The organism is Geothrix sp., from assembly GCF_049292215.1.
Lineage (GTDB): Bacteria > Acidobacteriota > Holophagae > Holophagales > Holophagaceae > Geothrix.
Genome location: NZ_JBATQW010000023.1, coordinates 108,429 through 125,980, shown reverse-complemented (window position 1 = coordinate 125,980; position 17,552 = coordinate 108,429). Strand labels below are relative to the sequence as shown.

Sequence of the window (17,552 nt, the reverse complement as noted above, 5' to 3'; positions counted from 1 at the left end):
AGGTCCCCATTCAGGGGGATCGGCGAATGGAGGGCTCCCACCGGCGAACGGCTACCACTGCTCCAGGAACGCCTGGGCTTCCTCCCAGGCCGCGGGCGACAGGTGGGCGAACCGCATGAGCCGGTCGTTGAATTCATAGTGCAGCTCGCGGTTCTCCTCCAGCAGCAGCTCCAGCTGCTCCCGGTGGATGGCCTCGTCCGCCAGGAAGCGCCAGAAGATGGCCTCGGCCACCTCCTTCAGCCCCCGGGACCTGGCTTCCCAGTGGGTGCGCAGGATGGTGCGCCACCCCACCTTCTTCATGGGGCTGTCCGGGGCGATGGCCTCCTGCCAGACCGGCCCCGCCCAGGCCTGGATCAACTCCACGGCCGCAGCCTCATCCCGTAGGCCCAGGCTGAGCACCAGCTCACCCAAGTCGTAGACCACGGTCTCGAAGGCGAAGGTGAGGCCCTGCCGCACGGCGAGGCGGGCGTAGTGCAGGAGGTGGCGGGTGGCCTCGTGCATCCGATCCGGGCTGGCGTGGAAGGCCTCGATGAGCAGGCGGTAGTGGTAGGAGAGGTTCTGGAAGCGCCGCAGGTCCTTCTCCTCCAGGGCCTCACGCAGCAGGGTGTTGAAGGTCATGACGTGCAGCTCGATGACGGGCTCGGCCCCGATGGCCGAGGCCAATCGGGCCGTGTCCACCAGCTGGGCGGCCAGTTCCGAGAGCAGCTCGTGCTGCCGACGGGTCGCCACCTCCGCGACCTTCAGGGTCTGCGCCAGGACATAGGCTTCGGGCCAGACCCGCTCACGGGTGAGGAACTCCTGGCCCTCCTTGGCCAGGCCCGGTACGAACCAGGGCCGCGAGCCCCGCCACGCGGACAACTCCGCCCCACCGCACTGGATGATGCCCGTCAGCAGTGCGTGCAGGCTCTGCAGGGCCAGCATCACCAGCTGCCGGTCGCCACGGGTCATGCCCGTGAGCGCCACATTGGTCACCACGTCGATGGTCTCGAAGAGCTCGTCCTTGTTAGCTTCGAGACGGCGGCCCCGGGACAGCTCCTGGAGGCTGCGCAGACCCTTCCGGGTGAGCATGGGCATGAAGTAGCTGGGCCGGATGAAGCGGCTGATCCCGAAGAGATAAGGCAGGATGCCTGCCAGGGCCACCAGGTAGATCAGGGAGAGGCCCCAGACGGCCACCGGCAGATAGGGGTGTCCTGGAGGGAAGAAGTGCAGGGACATCAGCAGCAGGTTTCCGGCGACCAACAGAGAGAGTCCGCCCACGATGAGGGGATGCGTCACATAGAGCTTCACCAGGCGTGGCGTGTAAAGGTTGGCCGTGAGTGGCAGGATCAGGGCGATGCAGGTCATGGTGACCGTCATGAGGGCATTCAGCGCGCGGCTGGCCGTGGAGAAACCCAGAGGCTCGAAATCCTTGATGCCGCCATGTTGTGCAGTCGCCAGACCCAGCACCGCCGCAGCCAGGAAACATCCGGCGGCCACCATCGTCGGACGGTGGCCGCTCCAGAAGCTGGTGCTCCGTTCCTGGGCCATGCCAGCCTTTCGGTGGCAACCCCGAACAAGCTGAATCCCCACCACCTTGCCCCTGCCCCCGGGCTCTGGGATGCTGGAGGACCCCTGCGACCCCGCGCCTTTTTACACCCTTCTGCCCCCCCCGCCGGAGCCCCCATGAACCCCCTGGTCCCTTCCCTGCTGGTCCTGCTGAGCCTCAGCGCACCCCTCTGCGCCGGAACCAAGCCAGCCAAGACCACCCAGAAGAAGAAACCCGAGGCCCCGAGTCCTGAAGCCCTGAAGGCCCAGGAAGCCGCCTACACCGAAATGCAGAAGAAGGCCTACGCGGACGCCCTCCCTCTCTACGAGAAGGCCCTGAGCCTGGCGCCCTCCCGGGGCGAGATCTGGAACGAATACGCCATCTGCCTGCGGAACCTACGGCGGCTGCCTGCTGCCGCCCGGGCCGGTTGGCGCGCGATCCAGCTGGCCGGGAGCAAGACCGCCCCCCTCTGGACCGCCCAGGCCAACACGTTCATCGAGGCCCGGGAGTGGACGGCCGCGGAGGGCTGCCTGGAAAAGGTGGAGGCCCTGAATAAGGATGTCCCATTTGTGGCCAAAGCCTGGCTCAACCTGGCCTTCCGCAAGATGGTGGCAGGCGAATCCGCCGGCGTGGTCGATCACTGCCGACGGGCCACCCGGCTGGACCCCGGGAATTCGTTGGCCTGGATCGACCTGGGTCAGGCTCTGGCCTGCACGGGCGGCGATCCCAAGGAAGTGACTGCTGCCCTCGACCAGGGGCGCACCCTCGCCGAGGCGCAGAAGGATGTGCAGCGGGCAGACTATGCTGGGCAACTTAAGGCAAAGGTGAAGGCGGGTGAGTCCATCCGGCCCCCGGCGGAGCCCGGCCAGGCCTGGCAGCTCATCCCTGAGCCGCTGCGCACCCTGCCCGCCGAGGATGCCAGCCGCCTCCTCCTCCCCGCCCAGGTGGAACACCGCTACACCCTCCCCGAAGGGGCGGTCCTCGCCCTCTCGCTGCCCGAGAGCTGGACCGAGTCCTTCGACCGGGCGCGGCCGGACCACCTATTCGCCGTGCGCTACGGCGTGGTGGGACTGGCGGGGTTCAAGGCCTTTCTCTATCCCATCAAGGGCATCGGCAACCCCTTGGGCGTGTGGTCCAGTGCCGAACAGGCCGCGAAGCGCCTCAAGGAAAGCTCCGCGGAGACCGATCTCAAGCCCCAGCCGCTGGCGTCCACGACCGTCCAGGGCTGGTGGCTCCTCTCAACAGACAAGAAGTCCGTGGACAAGGAGCCTGCCAAGGGCGAATACCGCCACTTGCTCACAGTGATCTTCGATGCGCAGAAGCTCCAGTGTGTGGGGACCGTGCTGACGAATTCCAAGGCACCCGAGGTCGTGGATCCCTGCCTTGCGGCGTTTGGATCCGCACGGAAGATCGAGGCGACCGCCAAGAAGTAGCCAGAAGGTGAGACCAGGGTCCGGGTCCGGCTCCTGGTCTGGCTCCTACAGCCCAGCCCACTCCACCAGCACCCGCTGGGCCTGCAGGATGGGGCCGTCGGCGGTGCCTTGCAGGGGCAGGCGCACGGCACCATCGGGGCTGAGGCTGGCGCCCTTGGTGCGGCCCACCCAGGCCATGAGCTTCGCCGGGTCCAGGGGCGTCTGGGGGCTGAGGCGGAACTTGAGTTGGCCCTTGTCGATGGCTACTTCAGAGACGGCCAATACCTGGGCCCGCAGCTTGACCTTGAGCAGCTCGAAGAAGCGCAGCGTGTCCGGGTCATCGTCGGCGATGCGACCGAAGCGATCCTCCAGATCCAAGCGGTAGAGCTCCAGGTCCTTCTCTTCGCGCAGCCGCGAGATGCGCTTGTAGGCCACCAGGCGCTCGCTGGCCTGGTCGATCCAGCGGCGGCCCAGCTGGGCGCCGGGGGCCAGGTTGTCCAGCTTCACCTCGAAGGTGCCGCTGGGCTGGCCCTGCAGCTCCGAGAGCGTCTCCTCCAGCAGCTTCACGTAGAGCTCGAAGCCGATGTCGTGAATGTGGCCAGACTGCTCACCCCCCAGCAGGTTGCCCGCGCCGCGCAGCTCGAGATCCATGGCCGCCACCCGGAAGCCCGAGCCCAGCTCGGAGAAGTCCTCCAGGGCCTGCAGTCGCTTGCGTGCCTCGTCACTGATCTCGTGCTTGGGCGGGATCATCAGGTAGGCGTAGGCGGGCACGTCGCTGCGGCCCACGCGGCCCCGCAGCTGGTAGAGCTGGCTGAGGCCGAAGGCATCGGCGCGGTGGACGATGAGGGTGTTGGCGTTAGGCACATCCAGGCCGTTCTCCACGATGGTGGTGGCCACCAGCACATCGATGCGGCCCTCCATGAAGCCGAGCATCACCCGCTCTAGCCCTTCGTCCGTGAGCTGGCCGTGGCCCACGCCCACGCGCGCATCGGGCACCAGCTCGCGCACCCGCGCGGCGATGCTGACGATGGACTCCACGCGGTTGTGCACCAGGTACACCTGCCCGCCGCGCCGCAGCTCGAACTGGATGGCGGTCTGCACCAGCTCGTCGCTCCAGGGGGCCACCACGGTCTCGATGGCGAGACGATCCTTGGGCGGCGTCTCGATGAGGCTGATCTCCCGCAGGCCCGTGAGGCTCATGTGCAGGGTGCGGGGGATGGGCGTGGCACTGAGCGCCAGCTGGTCCACGTTGAGGCGCAGCTTCTTCAGCTTCTCCTTGTGGCCCACGCCGAAGCGCTGCTCCTCGTCGATGACCACCAGGCCCAGGTCCGCGAACTTCACCTTGGCGCCCAGCATCTGGTGGGTGCCGATGACGATCTCGATCTTGCCGTCGCCCAGCTCCTGCAGGATGCGCTTCTGGTCGGCGGGGTCCACGAAGCGGTTCAGCATCTCGATGCGGATGGGGAATCCCGCAAAGCGCTCCTTGAAGGTGCGGAAGTGCTGGAAGCAGAGCACGGTGGTTGGACACAGCACGGCCACCTGCTTGCCTTCCAGGGCCACCTTGGCGGCGGCGCGCATGGCCACTTCCGTCTTGCCGAAGCCCACGTCGCCCACCAGCAGCCGGTCCATGGGACGCGGCGACTCCAGGTCAGCCTTCACCGCCTCGATGGCCTCGACCTGGTCCGGCGTCAGGGTGAAGGGGAAGCTCGTGTCGAAGGCCGCCATGTCCGGCCCGTCCGGCGGATAGGCGTGGCCCTTCTCCAGCTTGCGCTGGGCGTAGAGCTTTAGCAGCTCGTCCGCCATGTCGCGGATGGCCTTCTTGGCCCGGCGCTTGACCTTGGCCCAGGAAGCTCCGCCCAGCTTGTCCAGGGGCGGCAGGTGGCCCTCGGCGCCGGTGTAGCGCTGCATGAGGTCGGCCCGCTCGAGGCTCACGTTGAGCTGGCCGCCATCGGCGTAGCGCAGCTGCAGCACCTCCTGCTCCTCGCCCCCCACGGTGAGCGTGGCGAAGCCCACGAACTCGCCGATGCCGTGGTCAAGGTGCACCACGCGGTCCCCGGGCTTGAGGTCCCGCAGGTCCGACAGGAAGGCCGAGCTGCGGGATTTCTTCGGGGCCGCCTGGACGGCCTTGCGCCCGAAGACCTCGCGCTCGGTGAAGATCACCAGACCGGGCTCTTTCAGGTGGAGCCCTGCGCTCAGGGACAGGTGCATGGCGCGGCAGCCCACTTCGGTGCCGTAGGCCTGGGGCAGCTCGTGCTCCCTGATGAACGCCTGGAAGCGGTCCCGCATGCCCGGCGTGGAGCCCGCCAGGAACACGCGATGCCCGGTGAGGGCGAGGTCCTGCAGGTGGTCAGCCAGGTCGGAGAGGCGGCCCTGGAACTCGCGCACGGGCTGGGCGGCCAAGGGCACCGTGGCCTCGCTCTGCCACTCGGTGAGCAGCAAGGTGGCTCGGCTGGGGTCCGTGGGCAGGAAGCGATCCTCGAAATCGGGGCAGACCACGCCGCCCCGGCGCAGCATGGCCAGGCCCTCCTCGATGCGGGCGCGCTCGGCCTCCCGCAGGGCCTCCTCCCAGGCTGGATCCAGGCGCACCCGCAGGCAGGGTGGCACCCAGTGCACCAGCTGGCCCTTCGCCTGCGCCAGCAGGGGATGGAACAGCTCCTCGCCCGGGAAGTGGCCGTGAGTGGCCAGCCGCGCACGGCGGAAGGCCAGGTCATCTCCCGGTTCCTGCGTGAGGCTGGCGCGGGAGGTTACAGCGGCCAGCAGGGCCTCGCCGTCGCCCCGGTCGCCTTCAAAGCGGGGGTAGAGCGTCAGGGTCTCCAGCGCCTCGCCCGTGCGGCGTTGGGTGTCGGGATCGAAGGGGCTCAGTCGCTCCAGCTCGTCGCCGAAGGTCTCTAGGCGCAGGGGCTGGTCCAGGTGGTCAGGCCAGAGGTCCACCACCATGCCGCGGGAGCTGAATTCCCCGGGGGCCGAGGCCAGCTCCGTGCGGCGGTAGCCCAGGGCCACCAGCGTCTCCAGCAGCAGCTCGCGCGGCACCTCGGCCCCCTTGCGCAGCTCCAGCTTCTGCTTCTGGAACCAGGTGGGATGGGGCAGCCTCTCGCAGGCCGTGAGGGGCCCCGTGACCAGCACCTGGACCCGGCGCTCCAGCAAGCCCACCAGAGTGGCCAGCCGTTCCCTTAGCACCATGCCGGGCGGGCTGCTTTCGCCACCGGCGTAGGCCGCGAAGCCCGGGAAATGCGCCACGCCCGCCCCGGGCAGGAGGGCTTGCAGATCCTGGGCCAGGGTGCGGGCCTCGGCCTCGCTGGGGGCGTCGACCCAGAGGGTCTGGGGCTTCCCCTCACGACCCACCCACCGCGCCAGCACCAGGGCCAGGGCGGCCGGTGACATCCAGCGGAGCCGGGCTCCCGGGGCCCCGAGGTCCCCGGTGGGTCCGGTCGACCTCAGTAGCTCCCGCAGCTCGTGACCCGTATCATTCATAGATCCTTCCAGAGTGCCTGATGAACCCCTGAGTGTCTGTCAGAAAGGTCGGGAACCATGTCCCTCGCTGGACCCGTGAATCGCAGATGGAGCATCGGCACCCACCTGACCTGGGTGGTGCTGCTGGCCCTGCTTCCGGCGCTCGCCATCCAATACGCCTCCAACCTTGAACACCGGAATGCTGCGAAGGTGCGGGCCCAGGAACACCTCCTGCGTGTGGTGGCGGACCTGGCCAGCCAGCAGGAGCAGGTGACCAGCTCGGTCCAGCAGATGCTGACAACGCTTTCCTTCCTGCCGGAACTGCGGCGCGGGGACGGTCGCGCCTTCAGCCGCACCCTGCGGTCCATCCAGCAGGCGGATCCGCGCTTCGTGAACATCTTCGCCCTGGACCCGGCAGGCATGAATTTCGCCGCTGCCATTCCCAGCCCCGCCATCCCGCGGAAGGACCGCAAGTACTTCTGGGAGGCGGTGGAAACCCGGCGCTTTACCGTGGGCGAATACGTCCTCAACCTGGACACCGGCAAACCGGTGCTCCACTTCTCCCTCCCCGTCATGAACGACCAGGGCGAGCTCCTCGCCGTCCTGGCCGCCGCCTACGACCTGCAGGGCTACGCGGACCTGTTCAACCGCTCGGGACTGCCTGCAGAAACTTCCCTGGCGGTGCTGGACCATGCGGGCACCGTACTGCTGCACCTCACCCACATCTCCAACCGATACGGGACCTTGGTGGGGAAGACCCTGCCTCCGGACCAGGCCAGTCGTGTCCTTGGCGGCGAAAACGAGGGGACCTACTGGGCGCCCCGGAGGGATGGCCAGCCGACCCTCTTCGCCTTCCACCAGATCCGTACCACCGGCCAATCCAGGCCCTACCTCTTCCTCCAGGTGGGGCGGTCGGAGCATCAAGTGCTGGGCGAGAGCCTGAAGGCTCACCGCCGAAACATGACACTACTCGCAGTGACGGGCCTGCTCGCTCTGGTGGCCGCCCGGACCATGGGGAACCGGGTGATTGCTGGACCCATCCGCCGCCTTGTCCACGCATCGCGGCACATCGGCCGGGGCAACCTCTACCACCGCCCCGAGCTGCGGGCCGCCTCCCGGGAGGTCGCCCAGCTTGGTGAGGAACTGGGCCGCGCGAGCCAGGCCCTGGCCCAGCGCGAAGACGAGCGGCTGCGCAATCAGGAGGTCCTGCAGAACACCCAGCGGCTGGAGAGCCTCGGCGTGCTCACCGGGGGCATCGCCCACGACTTCAACAACCTGCTGGCCGCCGTGCTGGGGAACCTCAACCTGGCGCAGATGCGCCTCGACCCGGCGGATCCGGCCCGCCGCTCGCTGGACCAGGCGGAGAAGGCGGTCCAGAAGGCCACCGATCTCACCCGGCAGATGCTGGCCTACGCCGGCCGCGGCCACTTCGTCGTGAAGCCCCTGGATCTGAACCAGGTCGTGTCGGAGATGACCCACCTCCTGCAGGTCACCCTGGCCAAGAATGCGGACCTGGACCTCGATCTGGCTCCGGACCTGCCCCCGATCCTGGCCGACTCGGCCCAGATCCAGCAGGTGGTGCTGAACCTGGTGACCAACGCAGCGGAGGCCATCGGCCAGGGGGACGGCGCCGTCACCGTCCGTACCCTGACGAACGATTTCGACCAGCCGCAGCTCGAGGCCCTCTGTCCGGCCCAGGGCTTGACCCCGGGGCGCTACGCGATCCTCGAAGTCACCGACACGGGCTGCGGCATGGGCCCCGAACTGGTGGAGCGCATCTTCGACCCCTTCTTCACCACCAAGCCCAAGGGCCATGGCCTGGGCCTGTCTGCCATGCATGGAATCCTCAAGGCCCACCGGGCCGGCATGGCCATCCGTAGCATTCCTGGCGCGGGGACGACCTTCCGCATCCTCTTCCACGCCACCGGCGAAAAGCTTCAGCCTGTCTCGCCACAGGACTCGGGCCCTCTGCGGGTGTTCCAGGGACTGGCCCTGGTGGCCGACGACGAGCCCATGGTCCTGGACTTCGCCGCCTCCGCCCTGGAGTCCATGGGCTTCGATGTCATCCGCGCCAAGGACGGCGCCGAGGCCGTGGTCCGGTTCCTGGAACACCGGGACCGCATCCGGCTGGTCCTGCTCGACCTCACCATGCCCCGCATGGATGGCATCGAGACCTTCACCGAGCTGCGGCGGATCCAGCCGGGCATTCCCATCATCCTCAGCAGCGGCTATGACACCGACGCCGCCGCCCGGGAGCTAATGGCCCAGGGACAGGCCCAGTTCCTGCCGAAGCCCTATCCCGTGCGCGACCTACGGAAGGTCGTCAACGACATCCTGATCGCAGGGGAGGACCTGGTCAGAGCTCCCGAACCACCCACTCTCGGGGCATGAGCACCCGATCCCACCACACGCCTTTATCCGTTCGCTTGCCCACGGCCAGGAACATGTTCACCTCGGCGCCCCGGGACAGGCCGAGGAGGGCCTTGGCCCGCCAGGGATCGAAGCCCTCCATGGGACAGGAGTCGTAGCCCTCGGCCCGCAGGGCGAGCATGAAGGTGGCCGCAGCCAGGGCCGTGCTCTTGTGGGCCATGACGCGGATATCTGCCCGGGACATGAGATTCGGCGTCGGCCTGAAGAGCGAGGCGAGGCGGCTGACGGCCCGCTTCAGCGGCCCGAGAAGACCGAAGGGCCCCGTGGTGTAGATCACCGGGATGATCTTCCGGTAATAAGCAGCCTGGCTGGGCCGCATGGGCCCGCGGCCCTCGAAGATCCGCAGGATCTCGTCCCGGTTCCGGCGCCAAGTTTCCCGATGGGTCACCAGCGCGATAAGGACTGGAGCGGTCTTGGCCGGCAGCTGGTCCAGGCAGGCGGCATTGGCGGCCTGCCGGACCCTGGGGTCGCGGATGACCACGAACTCCCAGGGCTGCAGGTTGCTGGAGCTGGCGGCCAGACGGGCCGCGTCGAGGCTGCGGTCGAGCACCTCCTGCGGCACAGGATCGGGCAGGAAATCCCGCACCGTGCGCCGGGTCTCCACGGCGGTGTAGAAGGCTGGATCAGGCATCCGGCGCCTCCGCGAGGGGCTGGTCCGGCGCGGGCTCCACGACCGTCATGCCGAGGCGGCGGCGCGTCCAGGTCCAGGCCTTGGCCAGGGTGAAGTCCTCCAGGATCTCGAAGAACACCGGCACCACGATCAGCGTGAGCAGGGTGGAGGTGATGAGCCCCCCCACCACGGCCCGGGCCATGGGCGCCCGCATCTCGGCGCCGGCGCCCAGGGCCAGGAAGAGCGGCAGCATGCCCCCGATCATGGCGAAGCTGGTCATGAGGATGGGCCGCAGCCGCACGGTGCCCGCCCGGATGATGGCCTGGCGGCGGGAGATGCCCTCCTCACGCTCTAGATGCAGCGCATGATCCACCAGCAGGATGGCGTTCTTGGTGACCAGGCCCATGAGCAGGATCATGCCGATGCTGGTCATCATGGACATGGAGTCGCCCGTGACGAGGAGCATGAGCACCATGCCCACCATGGAGAGGGGCAGGCTGGCCATGATGGCGATGGGCAGCTTGAAGCTCTCGAACTGGCTGGCCAGCACGAAGTAGATGAAGAAGATGGCCAGCAGCAGCGAGGTGCCCATGTAGCCAGCGGTCTCCTTCTGATCGCGGGTCTGGCCCAGGAACTCGACGCGGACCCCCTCCGGCAGCTGGCCACTGGCCTTCAGCTCGGCCACCTTCTTGGCGGCGCCGGCGCTGACTTCGCCGAGGGTGGAACCGTCGAAGTTCGCGTTCACCTCCACCTCTTCCATCAGGTCGTGGCGCTGTAGCTTGGCTGGGGCGATGCCCTCCTCGAAGCGAACAACCTGGTTGAGGCGCACGAGCGGGTGCTTGCCGCCGCCCAGGTCCTTGGTGCTCACGACCGTCATGTTGGCTAGCTGCGTGCTGAAGCGGCGCTGCTGATCGTCGAGCCGGACCCGCACGTCCCGCTGCTCGCCCCGCTCGTCTTCGTACTTGGCGACCTTTTCGCCATCCACCATCGGACGCACCATCTGGGCCACCAGGGCCGGGCTCACGCCCAGATCGGAAGCAGCCTTGCGGTCGATGACGAGCCGCAGCTCGGGCTTGCCGCTGTCGAGGCTGGTGGTGATGTCCACGGCACCGGGGACGCTCTGCAGCGCCTCCTTCACCAGGGGCACGGCCCGGATGACCGCGTCGCGATCCGGCGCCTGCACGGCCACCATGATGGGGAAGGCCATGCCCCAGTCGTTCACGGGGCCCACAGCGGCATCCACTCCGGGAATGGCGCGGAAAGCCTCGCGAATCTGGCGGCGGATCTTCACATGGTTGGGGCGGCGGCCCTCCTTGAGCTTCACGTAGATGCCGCCGTTGTTGACGGTGCCGTTGAGCCCCGTGCCGATGGTCGTGTAGGTGAACTCGACCCCGGGCACGGCCTGGATGGCGGTCTCCAGGGCCAGTGCCTTTTCGCGGGTGGTGGCGAGGCTGGACCCCGGTTCGGTCTTGAAGGTCGCCTGCAGGTCACCCCGGTCGAAGTCGGGCATGAAGTTGTTGCCGAGCAGGCCGGCCAGCATCATGGCCAGCACCCAGCTGAGCCCGCCCGCCACCATGACCTGCCAGCGGTGATTGAGGGCCCACTCGATGGCCCGCTTGTAGAGCTGCTCCCAGCGGTCGAGCACCCGGCCGAAGGCCTCCACGCTCCGCATGATCCAGTTGCGGCCTTGGTAGTGCACGTGGCCGTCGGCGCTCTTCTCGTGCTCGGGGTCGGGCCACACGGCGCTGAGCATGGGATCCAGGGTGAAGCTCACGAACAGCGACACGGCCACGGCAAACGCCACGACGATGCCGAAGGGGAAGAAGAACTTGCCCACGATGCCGCCCATGAAGGCCACGGGCACGAACACCGCGAGGATCGACAGGGTGGTGGCGATGACGGCGGGGCCGATCTCGGCGGTGCCCTCCCGGGCCGCCGTGACGTGGTCCTTGCCCATCTCCGCGTGCCGGGTGATGTTCTCCCGGACCACGATGGCGTCGTCGATGAGGATGCCGATGGCCAGGCTGAGGCCCATGAGGGTCATGGTGTTGAGGGTGAAATCCAGGGCCCGCATGACGATGAAGGTCGAGATCACGGACACGGGCAGGGTGAGGCTGGTGATGAGGGTGGAGCGCCAGCTCTTCAGGAAGAAGAACACGATGATCACCGTGAGCAGGCCGCCCACGTAGATGGAGATGTTCACGTCCTCCACGTTGTTGATGATGAAGCGGGCGTTGTCCTTGGCCGTGACCACCTCGACGCCCTGCTTCTGGAGCTCGGGCTTCAGCTCGTGGAGGGCTTTCTCCACCGCCGTGACCATGGCCACGGTGTTGCCGCCGGTCTGCCGCTGGATCTCCAGGGCGACCACGTCCTTGCCGCCCAGGCGGGCCAGGCTGCGCTTCTCCTTGATGCCGTCCACGACCTTGGCCACTTCCTGCAGCTCGATGGGGCGTCCTTCCTTGTTGCCCACGATCACGCGGTTGAAGTCGTCCACGGACCGGGCCTTGGCGTCCACCTTCACCGAGACCTCGCGGCTGCCCTGGAGCAGGTTGCCGCTGGGAATGGCCATGGTGTCGCTGGCCAGGGCGCTCTTCACGGCCCCCAGGGCCAGTCCCTTGGCTTCGAGCTTCTGGGGGTCGATCTGCACGAGGATCTCGCGGGTGCTCACACCTGCCGGATCCACCTTGCCCACGCCGGGGATGTTCTCGATGCGGCGCTTCAGGAAGTCCTCGGCGATGCGGGTGAGCTCCCGGTCGTTCATGCCCTGGTGCTTGGCATCGGGCTGCACCACCAGGGAGAGCACCGGCAGCTGGGCGGGGTCGAACTTGGAGATGACCGGTTCTTCGATGTTGTTGGGCAGGTCCCGCCGGATCTGGCCGATCTTGGTGCGCACGTCGTTGAGCGCATTGTCCACGTTGCGGCCCAGGTGGAACTGGACCACCAGGGTGCCGAGGCCCTCCTGGCTGGTGGAGCTGATCTCCTTAATCTTCTCGATGGGATTGACGGCCTCCTCGATCTTGCGCACCACGTCCTGCTTGACGGACTCGGGGCTGGCGCCGGGGTAGATGACGGAGACGGTGACGGTGGGGATGTCCGTGTTGGGGTACTGGTCGATACCGAGGCTCTTGACGGAGAAGAGGCCCAGCACCACCAAGGCCAGCATGATGCAGACTGTGAGGACAGGCCGGCGGATGGAGAGATCAGATAGGAACATGGCTCACTTCCCCCCGGCGGCGGGGGTGGCGACGCGGAGGCGGCTGCCCACACCCACCAGGTCCTTGCCGCTGTCGATGACCTGCGTGCCCACGGGCAGACCGCTGATGGGCCGGTAGCCGTCCTGTTCTGGACCCAGCACTACCTTGCGGCGGGCGGCCACGCCCTGCTCGGCGACGAAGAGCTCCGCATCGCGATCCTGGGCCTTCAGCAGGGTGGCAGGCAGAGCGGGGGTCTTGGTTTCGCCTTCGCCCAGGATCACGCCCTCCACGAAGAGCCCGCCCTTGAGCAGGCCGTCAGGATTGGCGACCTCGACGCGGACCCGCAGCGTGCGGCCGTCCTGAGAGAGGCTGGGGCTCACCTGCGCCACGCGGCCTTCCACGAGCTGGTTCAGGCCGATGGCGCGGAAGGTGGCCCGCTGGCCGACCTTGATCTGGGCCATGGCCTCCGTGGGCAGGTCGGCGCGGATCTCGAGCTTCCGGTTATCCACCACCTCGAAGGCGGTCTGGCCGGGATTCAGCATCTCGCCGGGCTGCACCAGACGGCGGGCGACCTGCCCCGCGAAAGGCGCCACCAGGCGCGCCTTCTTCAGGCGGAGCCGGGCCAGGCCGAGGTTGCTGTCAGCGGCCTGGGCGGCGGCCTTGGTGGCGTGGTAGGCCGTCTCGGCCTGCTGGGCCGCCTGCCGCGTGATGCTGCGTTTCTCCAGCAAGGCCACGGCGCGGTCGTTGTCTCGCTGGGCCTGCAGCGCCTGGGCCCTGGCCTGGGCGGCCTGGGCCTCGGCAGCCTGCACCCCCAGGGCGTAGTCATCCTCGTCCTGGGCCCCGAGCAGGGCGCCGGCGGCGACGGTGTCGCCCTCCTGCACCGCCACGCGGGTGACGCGGCCGGTGACCTCGGCCTTCAGCTCGGCGCGATTCACGGCCAGCAGCGTGCCAGTGAAGGCTACGGCGGGACGGAAGGTGCGCTCCTGGACACTGACCAGGGTGACGGCCACCGTGCCTTCGCCCTTCACGGTGGCCTGATGGCTCAGCTCGTTGTTGCGCTGTGTGCGGTGGTAGGTGGCGGCCCCGGCGATGAGCACGATGGGCAGGGAGATGTAGAAGAGGGTTCGGCGGTTCATGGTCGGCTCCAGAGATTCGTCAAGGTCACAGAGGGGGCAGGCCGAGGGATCGACGCTGGTCGAAGCGGGCGGACCAGAGGCCCAGCTCGGCGCGGCGGCGCTGGCTTTCGGCCTGGCGTTCCGCGCGCTCCGCCTGGAGCAGGTCCAGCGACGTGATGAGACCCTGGTCGAAGGCTTCGCGGCTCATTCGGAGGGCCTCGAAGGCGGCATCATGGGCGCGGTGCGCAGCCTCGTTGAGCGCGATGGCCTTCTCCAGCTCGCGGTCGGCGCTGCTCTGCTCGATGGCCACGGACCGCTCCCGGTCCATGCGCAGCTGCTTCACCTGCTCCAGCTGGGCGTTGTTCTGGGCCCGCTTGCCCGAGCTGCGCAGCCCATCGAAGACCGGGAACTTCATGGTGAGGCTCACCTTCCAGGTGTCGTAGGGTTCCTTGAAGAGGTTGTCCGACTTGCCCGCCTGGTAGCCGTAGCTGGCGCTGAGGTCGAACTTCGGGCGCAGGTCGGACTTGATGATCTTGTCGTTGGCGCGGTACATCGCCTCCTGCTGCTTCAGCTGGGCCAGTTCGCTGCGCTCGGCGCCTGCAGGCTTGGCGGTGGCTTCCGGCAGCCCGAGTCTGCCAAGGGTGAGCGGCGTCTTCGGATCCAGCCCCAGCTGCCCATTCAGGACCTCAAGGGCCCGCTTCACCTGGGCATCGGCCTGGAGGGCCTCGGGAATCACGGCCAGGAACTCGCTCTCAGCCCGTAGGCGGTCCAGCTCGGTGGCCGTCTGGGCCTCCAGCCGCGCCTTCACGTCCGACACGAACTGCTCGGCGGTCCTGCGTCGGCTTTCGATGACCTCTTGTTCCGCCTGGGCTGCCAGGACCGCCAGGTAGGCCTTGGCCACGCCATGGAGTACGTCCAGCTCCGAGGTGGTGTAGGCCAGGGAGGCTTCCTGCTCACCCATCAGGGCGATGTCCACGGCCGTGCCCAGCTTGCCCCAGTAGAAGAGGGGCTGCGTGAGGTTGGCCTGGGTGGTGTAGATGCTGCGGGCCCCCACCAGGGAGTCCGGGGACAGGCCGAAGTTGGCGGCGCTGTCTGCGAAGCCGCTGTTGAGGATGGACACGTCCCGCGCCCGGGTGAAGTCGCCCACCAGGGTCAGCTGAGGCAGTGCGTCGGCCCGAGTGGTGGTGATGAGGCCGCGGCGCTCGTCGATGCGGGCCTTGGCGGCGCGGAGCATGGCGTTCTCGGACCGGGCCCGGGACAGGGCCCCGGAGAGGTCCAGCGCAAGCGGGGCCTGGGGCCTCTCCGCAGGGGGGGGCGTCAAGAGTGGAGCCTGGAGCGCAGGCGGTGAGATCAGGAGCATGGTCAGTTCCTCGGCTGCGGGAAGGCCTCGGGGACGCCAAGTCCCCGCAGGCTGAAATCGATGAAGTGCTGGATGACCCTGCCCAGGTCATCGGGGTAGGCCGGGTTGCCTCTAATGAGGCGGATGATGCCCAGGGAGTTCCGGAAGTGGATCATCAGTCCCTGGATGCTCACGCCCATGGCGAAGAGCGCGTCCTCATCCAGGTCCGGCCGCAGGATCTGGAGGCAGTTTGTCAGATAGGTGACGTAGGGCTGGATGTGTTCGACCAGCAGCGCCGAGGAGGCCGCCCGGGGGGACTGCATCTCCCTGGACATGAGCACCATGGCCGCCTCATCGATAGGGTCGGCCCCCTGGCAGGACATGATCTCGGTGGTGAAGGCGCGGATGTAGTCCTGGAAGCCCTGGAGGGCGGCCTTCCGGGCCCCGGGCGACCCGGGCGGGGGCAGACCGGCCAGCAGGGATACGGGCGAGACCTTGCGGGAGAAGATCGCCTTGAGGGCCTCCAGGTAGAGCCCCTCTTTGCCGCAGAAGTGGTAGGCCACCAGGGCCGAGTTGGCCTGGGCGCTTTTGGCGATCTCCCGGATGCCGGTGCCATCGTAGCCCTTGGCCGCGAAGTGGAGGATGGCCGATTCGATGAGGCGGGTCCGGGTGTCTGCCTGCAGGACGGGAAGGTTCATGGAGGTGCCTCGCACTATCAATCAATCGAATGATTAAGCCACGAATTCATATTAATCAATCGTTTGATGTTGTCAACCCGGGAATTTTGTCCTGCGCCATCGCATCTATGACTACCCCATGCGATCCTGGATCCCTTCGGAGTCAGCCCATGCTCTTCCTGGTCTTCTATTTCATCCTGTTCGTCGTCCTCATTTTCCAGGGCACCCATGTGGCCGGTGAGATCAAGACCCCACTCGGCACCCTGCCCGAGGAAGTGGGCCAGAGCCCGGTGGCCGCGGCACGCTGGGGAATTCTGCTCATCAGCATCGGTTTTATCGGCGCCATCCTCGGCCTCCTGGGCTTCCGCGCCCCCGGGCTCGCCGCCCTCCGTCCTGCCTTCATGGCGGTGGGGCTAGGAGCCCTGGCCCTCTACGGCCTCTGGGTGATCTTCCTGGGCCGAAAGGCCGAGTTCATCGGCAAGCCCGCCGTGGCCGACGACCACGGACACGGACACCACTAGAGCGGATTAAAGCCCAACGAAAAAAGGCAGCCCAGAAGGCCGCCTTTTCTGTGTGAAGCGAGGGTGACTAGAGCTTCTGGACGTTGGTGGCCTGAGGGCCTTTCTGGCCCTGGGCGACTTCGAAGCTGACGCGCTGGTTCTCGTCCAGGGTGCGGAAGCCACCGCCCTGGATGGCGGTGTGGTGGACGAAGAGGTCAGCGCCGCCCTCGTCGGGGGTGATGAAGCCGAAGCCCTTTTCAGCGTTGAACCACTTGACGGTGCCTTGAGCCATGACTGTTTCCTGCAGTATGTCTGGTGATGTTGTAGCGATGACTTTCCCCAGACAAGGCCGTCATTGCATAGGCGTGAGGTCCGCCCCTGGCGGGTCACGCGAACAGCATGACAGGATTGCCCCGGTCCATACTTTTTTTTTGCAACCAATCCTGTTCTGGGCGCACTGAGGTCCTGGCGCTCTCTCAGAAGCGGATCACCAGGCCCAAACCGGACAGTCTGGAATCCGCCCGGAGGTCCAGGTTGCCCTGGGTGGAGCCGGCCGGCGCCTTGGCGGTGGCCGCCTCGTAGAAGACCCTCAGGCCGAACCGGGGATACAGGTAGGCCCGGGCATCCAGTCCATAGCGGGAAAAACTGGCTCCGTGCAAACGGAAATAGCGGTAGAAGACCCGGGACTCGAGGAGCCCCCCGGCCCCGGAAGACCACCCCGAGATGCCCACCTGGGGGAGGACCAGGGTTGGACTGATGGCAGAAGAGGCGGGTGGTCCGGAGAGTGTGAGGGCGGAGAGCTCCGTCTTCAGGACCTGGGCTCCCAGGTCGAGCCCGACCCAGGCATCGGCCTGGCGGAGGAATTTGTAGGTGTAGAGCCCCTCGAGCACCATGAACTTCGCCTTTGACCGGAGACCCGTCCCGGCCGAATAGGGCTGGCCATCCAGCATGATGTCCCGCGTCAGGGTCCGTTCCCCCTCGAAGCGGAGGGCGTCGTAGCCCAGCCTGAACCCATGCGCTTGTCCCGAGTATTCCAGGAAGGCGCCGGTGGGGCTGCCCGAGCGGCCCAGCCCGAGGTCCGCATCCGTATCCACCAGCGAGGCCTTGCCATCCTTGGTGCCGACCGCCGTGGCGGAGAAGGTGGGCTGGCTCCGGTGGACCCCGAAGGTCCAGTCCAGCTGCGGTGCTGCGCTGTATTGCGACGAGCTGCCGATTTGGGCGAAGGCGGTCACCCCACCGAGACAGAGCAGGACCAGAACCTTGCGCATGGGGCCTCCGGACACAGGCCCATCCTAGCGCC

12 protein-coding genes are annotated in these 17,552 nt (G+C 67.5%); 3 read left to right on the top strand and 9 right to left on the bottom strand.

From position 1 onward, the window contains the following. Window positions 1-51 precede the first annotated feature (51 nt). On the bottom strand, window positions 52-1,527 hold the full coding sequence (locus tag WAS25_RS04235; protein ID WP_422310261.1) for a hypothetical protein: 1,476 nt from the start codon (window positions 1,525-1,527) through the stop codon (window positions 52-54). A 135-nt stretch (window positions 1,528-1,662) separates the two neighbouring features. Between WAS25_RS04235 and WAS25_RS04230 the strand changes: the two genes are divergently transcribed. Then, window positions 1,663-2,958 carry a tetratricopeptide repeat protein gene (locus WAS25_RS04230; RefSeq protein WP_422310260.1) on the top strand — a complete coding sequence of 432 codons (1,296 nt, stop codon included), beginning with the start codon at window positions 1,663-1,665 and terminating at the stop codon, window positions 2,956-2,958. Window positions 2,959-3,003: 45 nt separating this feature from the next. Here the strand turns inward: WAS25_RS04230 and mfd are convergent, their stop codons facing one another. Then, complete coding sequence (mfd, locus tag WAS25_RS04225; protein ID WP_422310259.1) at window positions 3,004-6,408, bottom strand: transcription-repair coupling factor; 3,405 nt, start codon at window positions 6,406-6,408, stop codon at window positions 3,004-3,006. 75 nt (window positions 6,409-6,483) lie between these two features. On the opposite strand from mfd, the gene WAS25_RS04220 reads away from it, so the two are divergent. Continuing rightward, window positions 6,484-8,778 carry a response regulator gene (locus tag WAS25_RS04220; RefSeq protein ID WP_422310258.1) on the top strand — a complete coding sequence of 765 codons (2,295 nt, stop codon included), beginning with the start codon at window positions 6,484-6,486 and terminating at the stop codon, window positions 8,776-8,778. Here the strand turns inward: WAS25_RS04220 and WAS25_RS04215 are convergent. From WAS25_RS04215 to WAS25_RS04195, 5 genes are read right to left on the bottom strand one after another with little or no spacing between them, the layout of a single operon-like run. After that, window positions 8,744-9,448 carry a nitroreductase family protein gene (locus WAS25_RS04215; protein WP_422310257.1) on the bottom strand — a complete coding sequence of 235 codons (705 nt, stop codon included), beginning with the start codon at window positions 9,446-9,448 and terminating at the stop codon, window positions 8,744-8,746. The genes WAS25_RS04220 and WAS25_RS04215 overlap by 35 nt on opposite strands. Next, window positions 9,441-12,641, bottom strand: coding sequence for an efflux RND transporter permease subunit (locus WAS25_RS04210; RefSeq protein WP_422310256.1), 3,201 nt, complete (start codon window positions 12,639-12,641; stop codon window positions 9,441-9,443). The genes WAS25_RS04215 and WAS25_RS04210 overlap by 8 nt, the downstream gene beginning before the upstream one ends. A 3-nt stretch (window positions 12,642-12,644) precedes the next feature. Next, on the bottom strand, window positions 12,645-13,757 hold the full coding sequence (locus WAS25_RS04205) for an efflux RND transporter periplasmic adaptor subunit (protein WP_422310255.1): 1,113 nt from the start codon (window positions 13,755-13,757) through the stop codon (window positions 12,645-12,647). Between the two features lie 25 nt (window positions 13,758-13,782). Then, window positions 13,783-15,096: a TolC family protein gene (locus WAS25_RS04200; protein ID WP_422310254.1), complete on the bottom strand. Its 1,314-nt coding sequence runs from the start codon at window positions 15,094-15,096 to the stop codon at window positions 13,783-13,785. Between the two features lie 2 nt (window positions 15,097-15,098). After that, entirely contained in the window at window positions 15,099-15,773 is a 675-nt protein-coding gene (locus WAS25_RS04195; RefSeq protein WP_422310253.1) for a CerR family C-terminal domain-containing protein, read from the bottom strand. A gap of 149 nt (window positions 15,774-15,922) precedes the next feature. On the opposite strand from WAS25_RS04195, the gene WAS25_RS04190 reads away from it, so the two are divergent. Further along, a complete protein-coding gene (locus WAS25_RS04190; RefSeq protein WP_422310252.1) occupies window positions 15,923-16,273 on the top strand; it encodes a hypothetical protein in 351 nt (116 codons plus the stop codon). A 67-nt stretch (window positions 16,274-16,340) separates the two neighbouring features. Here WAS25_RS04190 and WAS25_RS04185 read toward each other — a convergent pair whose 3' ends face one another. Next, complete coding sequence (locus tag WAS25_RS04185) at window positions 16,341-16,544, bottom strand: cold-shock protein (protein ID WP_243287678.1); 204 nt, start codon at window positions 16,542-16,544, stop codon at window positions 16,341-16,343. A gap of 184 nt (window positions 16,545-16,728) precedes the next feature. Further along, window positions 16,729-17,520 carry a hypothetical protein gene (locus tag WAS25_RS04180; protein ID WP_422310251.1) on the bottom strand — a complete coding sequence of 264 codons (792 nt, stop codon included), beginning with the start codon at window positions 17,518-17,520 and terminating at the stop codon, window positions 16,729-16,731. Window positions 17,521-17,552 lie beyond the last annotated feature (32 nt).

Bases quoted from the DNA above. Each gene is read 5' to 3' on its own strand.
- WAS25_RS04235 (WP_422310261.1), bottom strand. From the start codon at position 1,527: ATGGCCCAGGAACGGAGCACCAGCTTCTGGAGCGGCCACCGTCCGACG.
- WAS25_RS04230 (WP_422310260.1), top strand. From the start codon at position 1,663: ATGAACCCCCTGGTCCCTTCCCTGCTGGTCCTGCTGAGCCTCAGCGCA.
- mfd (WP_422310259.1), bottom strand. From the start codon at position 6,408: ATGAATGATACGGGTCACGAGCTGCGGGAGCTACTGAGGTCGACCGGA.
- WAS25_RS04215 (WP_422310257.1), bottom strand. From the start codon at position 9,448: ATGCCTGATCCAGCCTTCTACACCGCCGTGGAGACCCGGCGCACGGTG.
- WAS25_RS04210 (WP_422310256.1), bottom strand. From the start codon at position 12,641: ATGTTCCTATCTGATCTCTCCATCCGCCGGCCTGTCCTCACAGTCTGC.
- WAS25_RS04205 (WP_422310255.1), bottom strand. From the start codon at position 13,757: ATGAACCGCCGAACCCTCTTCTACATCTCCCTGCCCATCGTGCTCATC.
- WAS25_RS04200 (WP_422310254.1), bottom strand. From the start codon at position 15,096: ATGCTCCTGATCTCACCGCCTGCGCTCCAGGCTCCACTCTTGACGCCC.
- WAS25_RS04195 (WP_422310253.1), bottom strand. From the start codon at position 15,773: ATGAACCTTCCCGTCCTGCAGGCAGACACCCGGACCCGCCTCATCGAA.
- WAS25_RS04190 (WP_422310252.1), top strand. From the start codon at position 15,923: ATGCTCTTCCTGGTCTTCTATTTCATCCTGTTCGTCGTCCTCATTTTC.
- WAS25_RS04185 (WP_243287678.1), bottom strand. From the start codon at position 16,544: ATGGCTCAAGGCACCGTCAAGTGGTTCAACGCTGAAAAGGGCTTCGGC.
- WAS25_RS04180 (WP_422310251.1), bottom strand. From the start codon at position 17,520: ATGCGCAAGGTTCTGGTCCTGCTCTGTCTCGGTGGGGTGACCGCCTTC.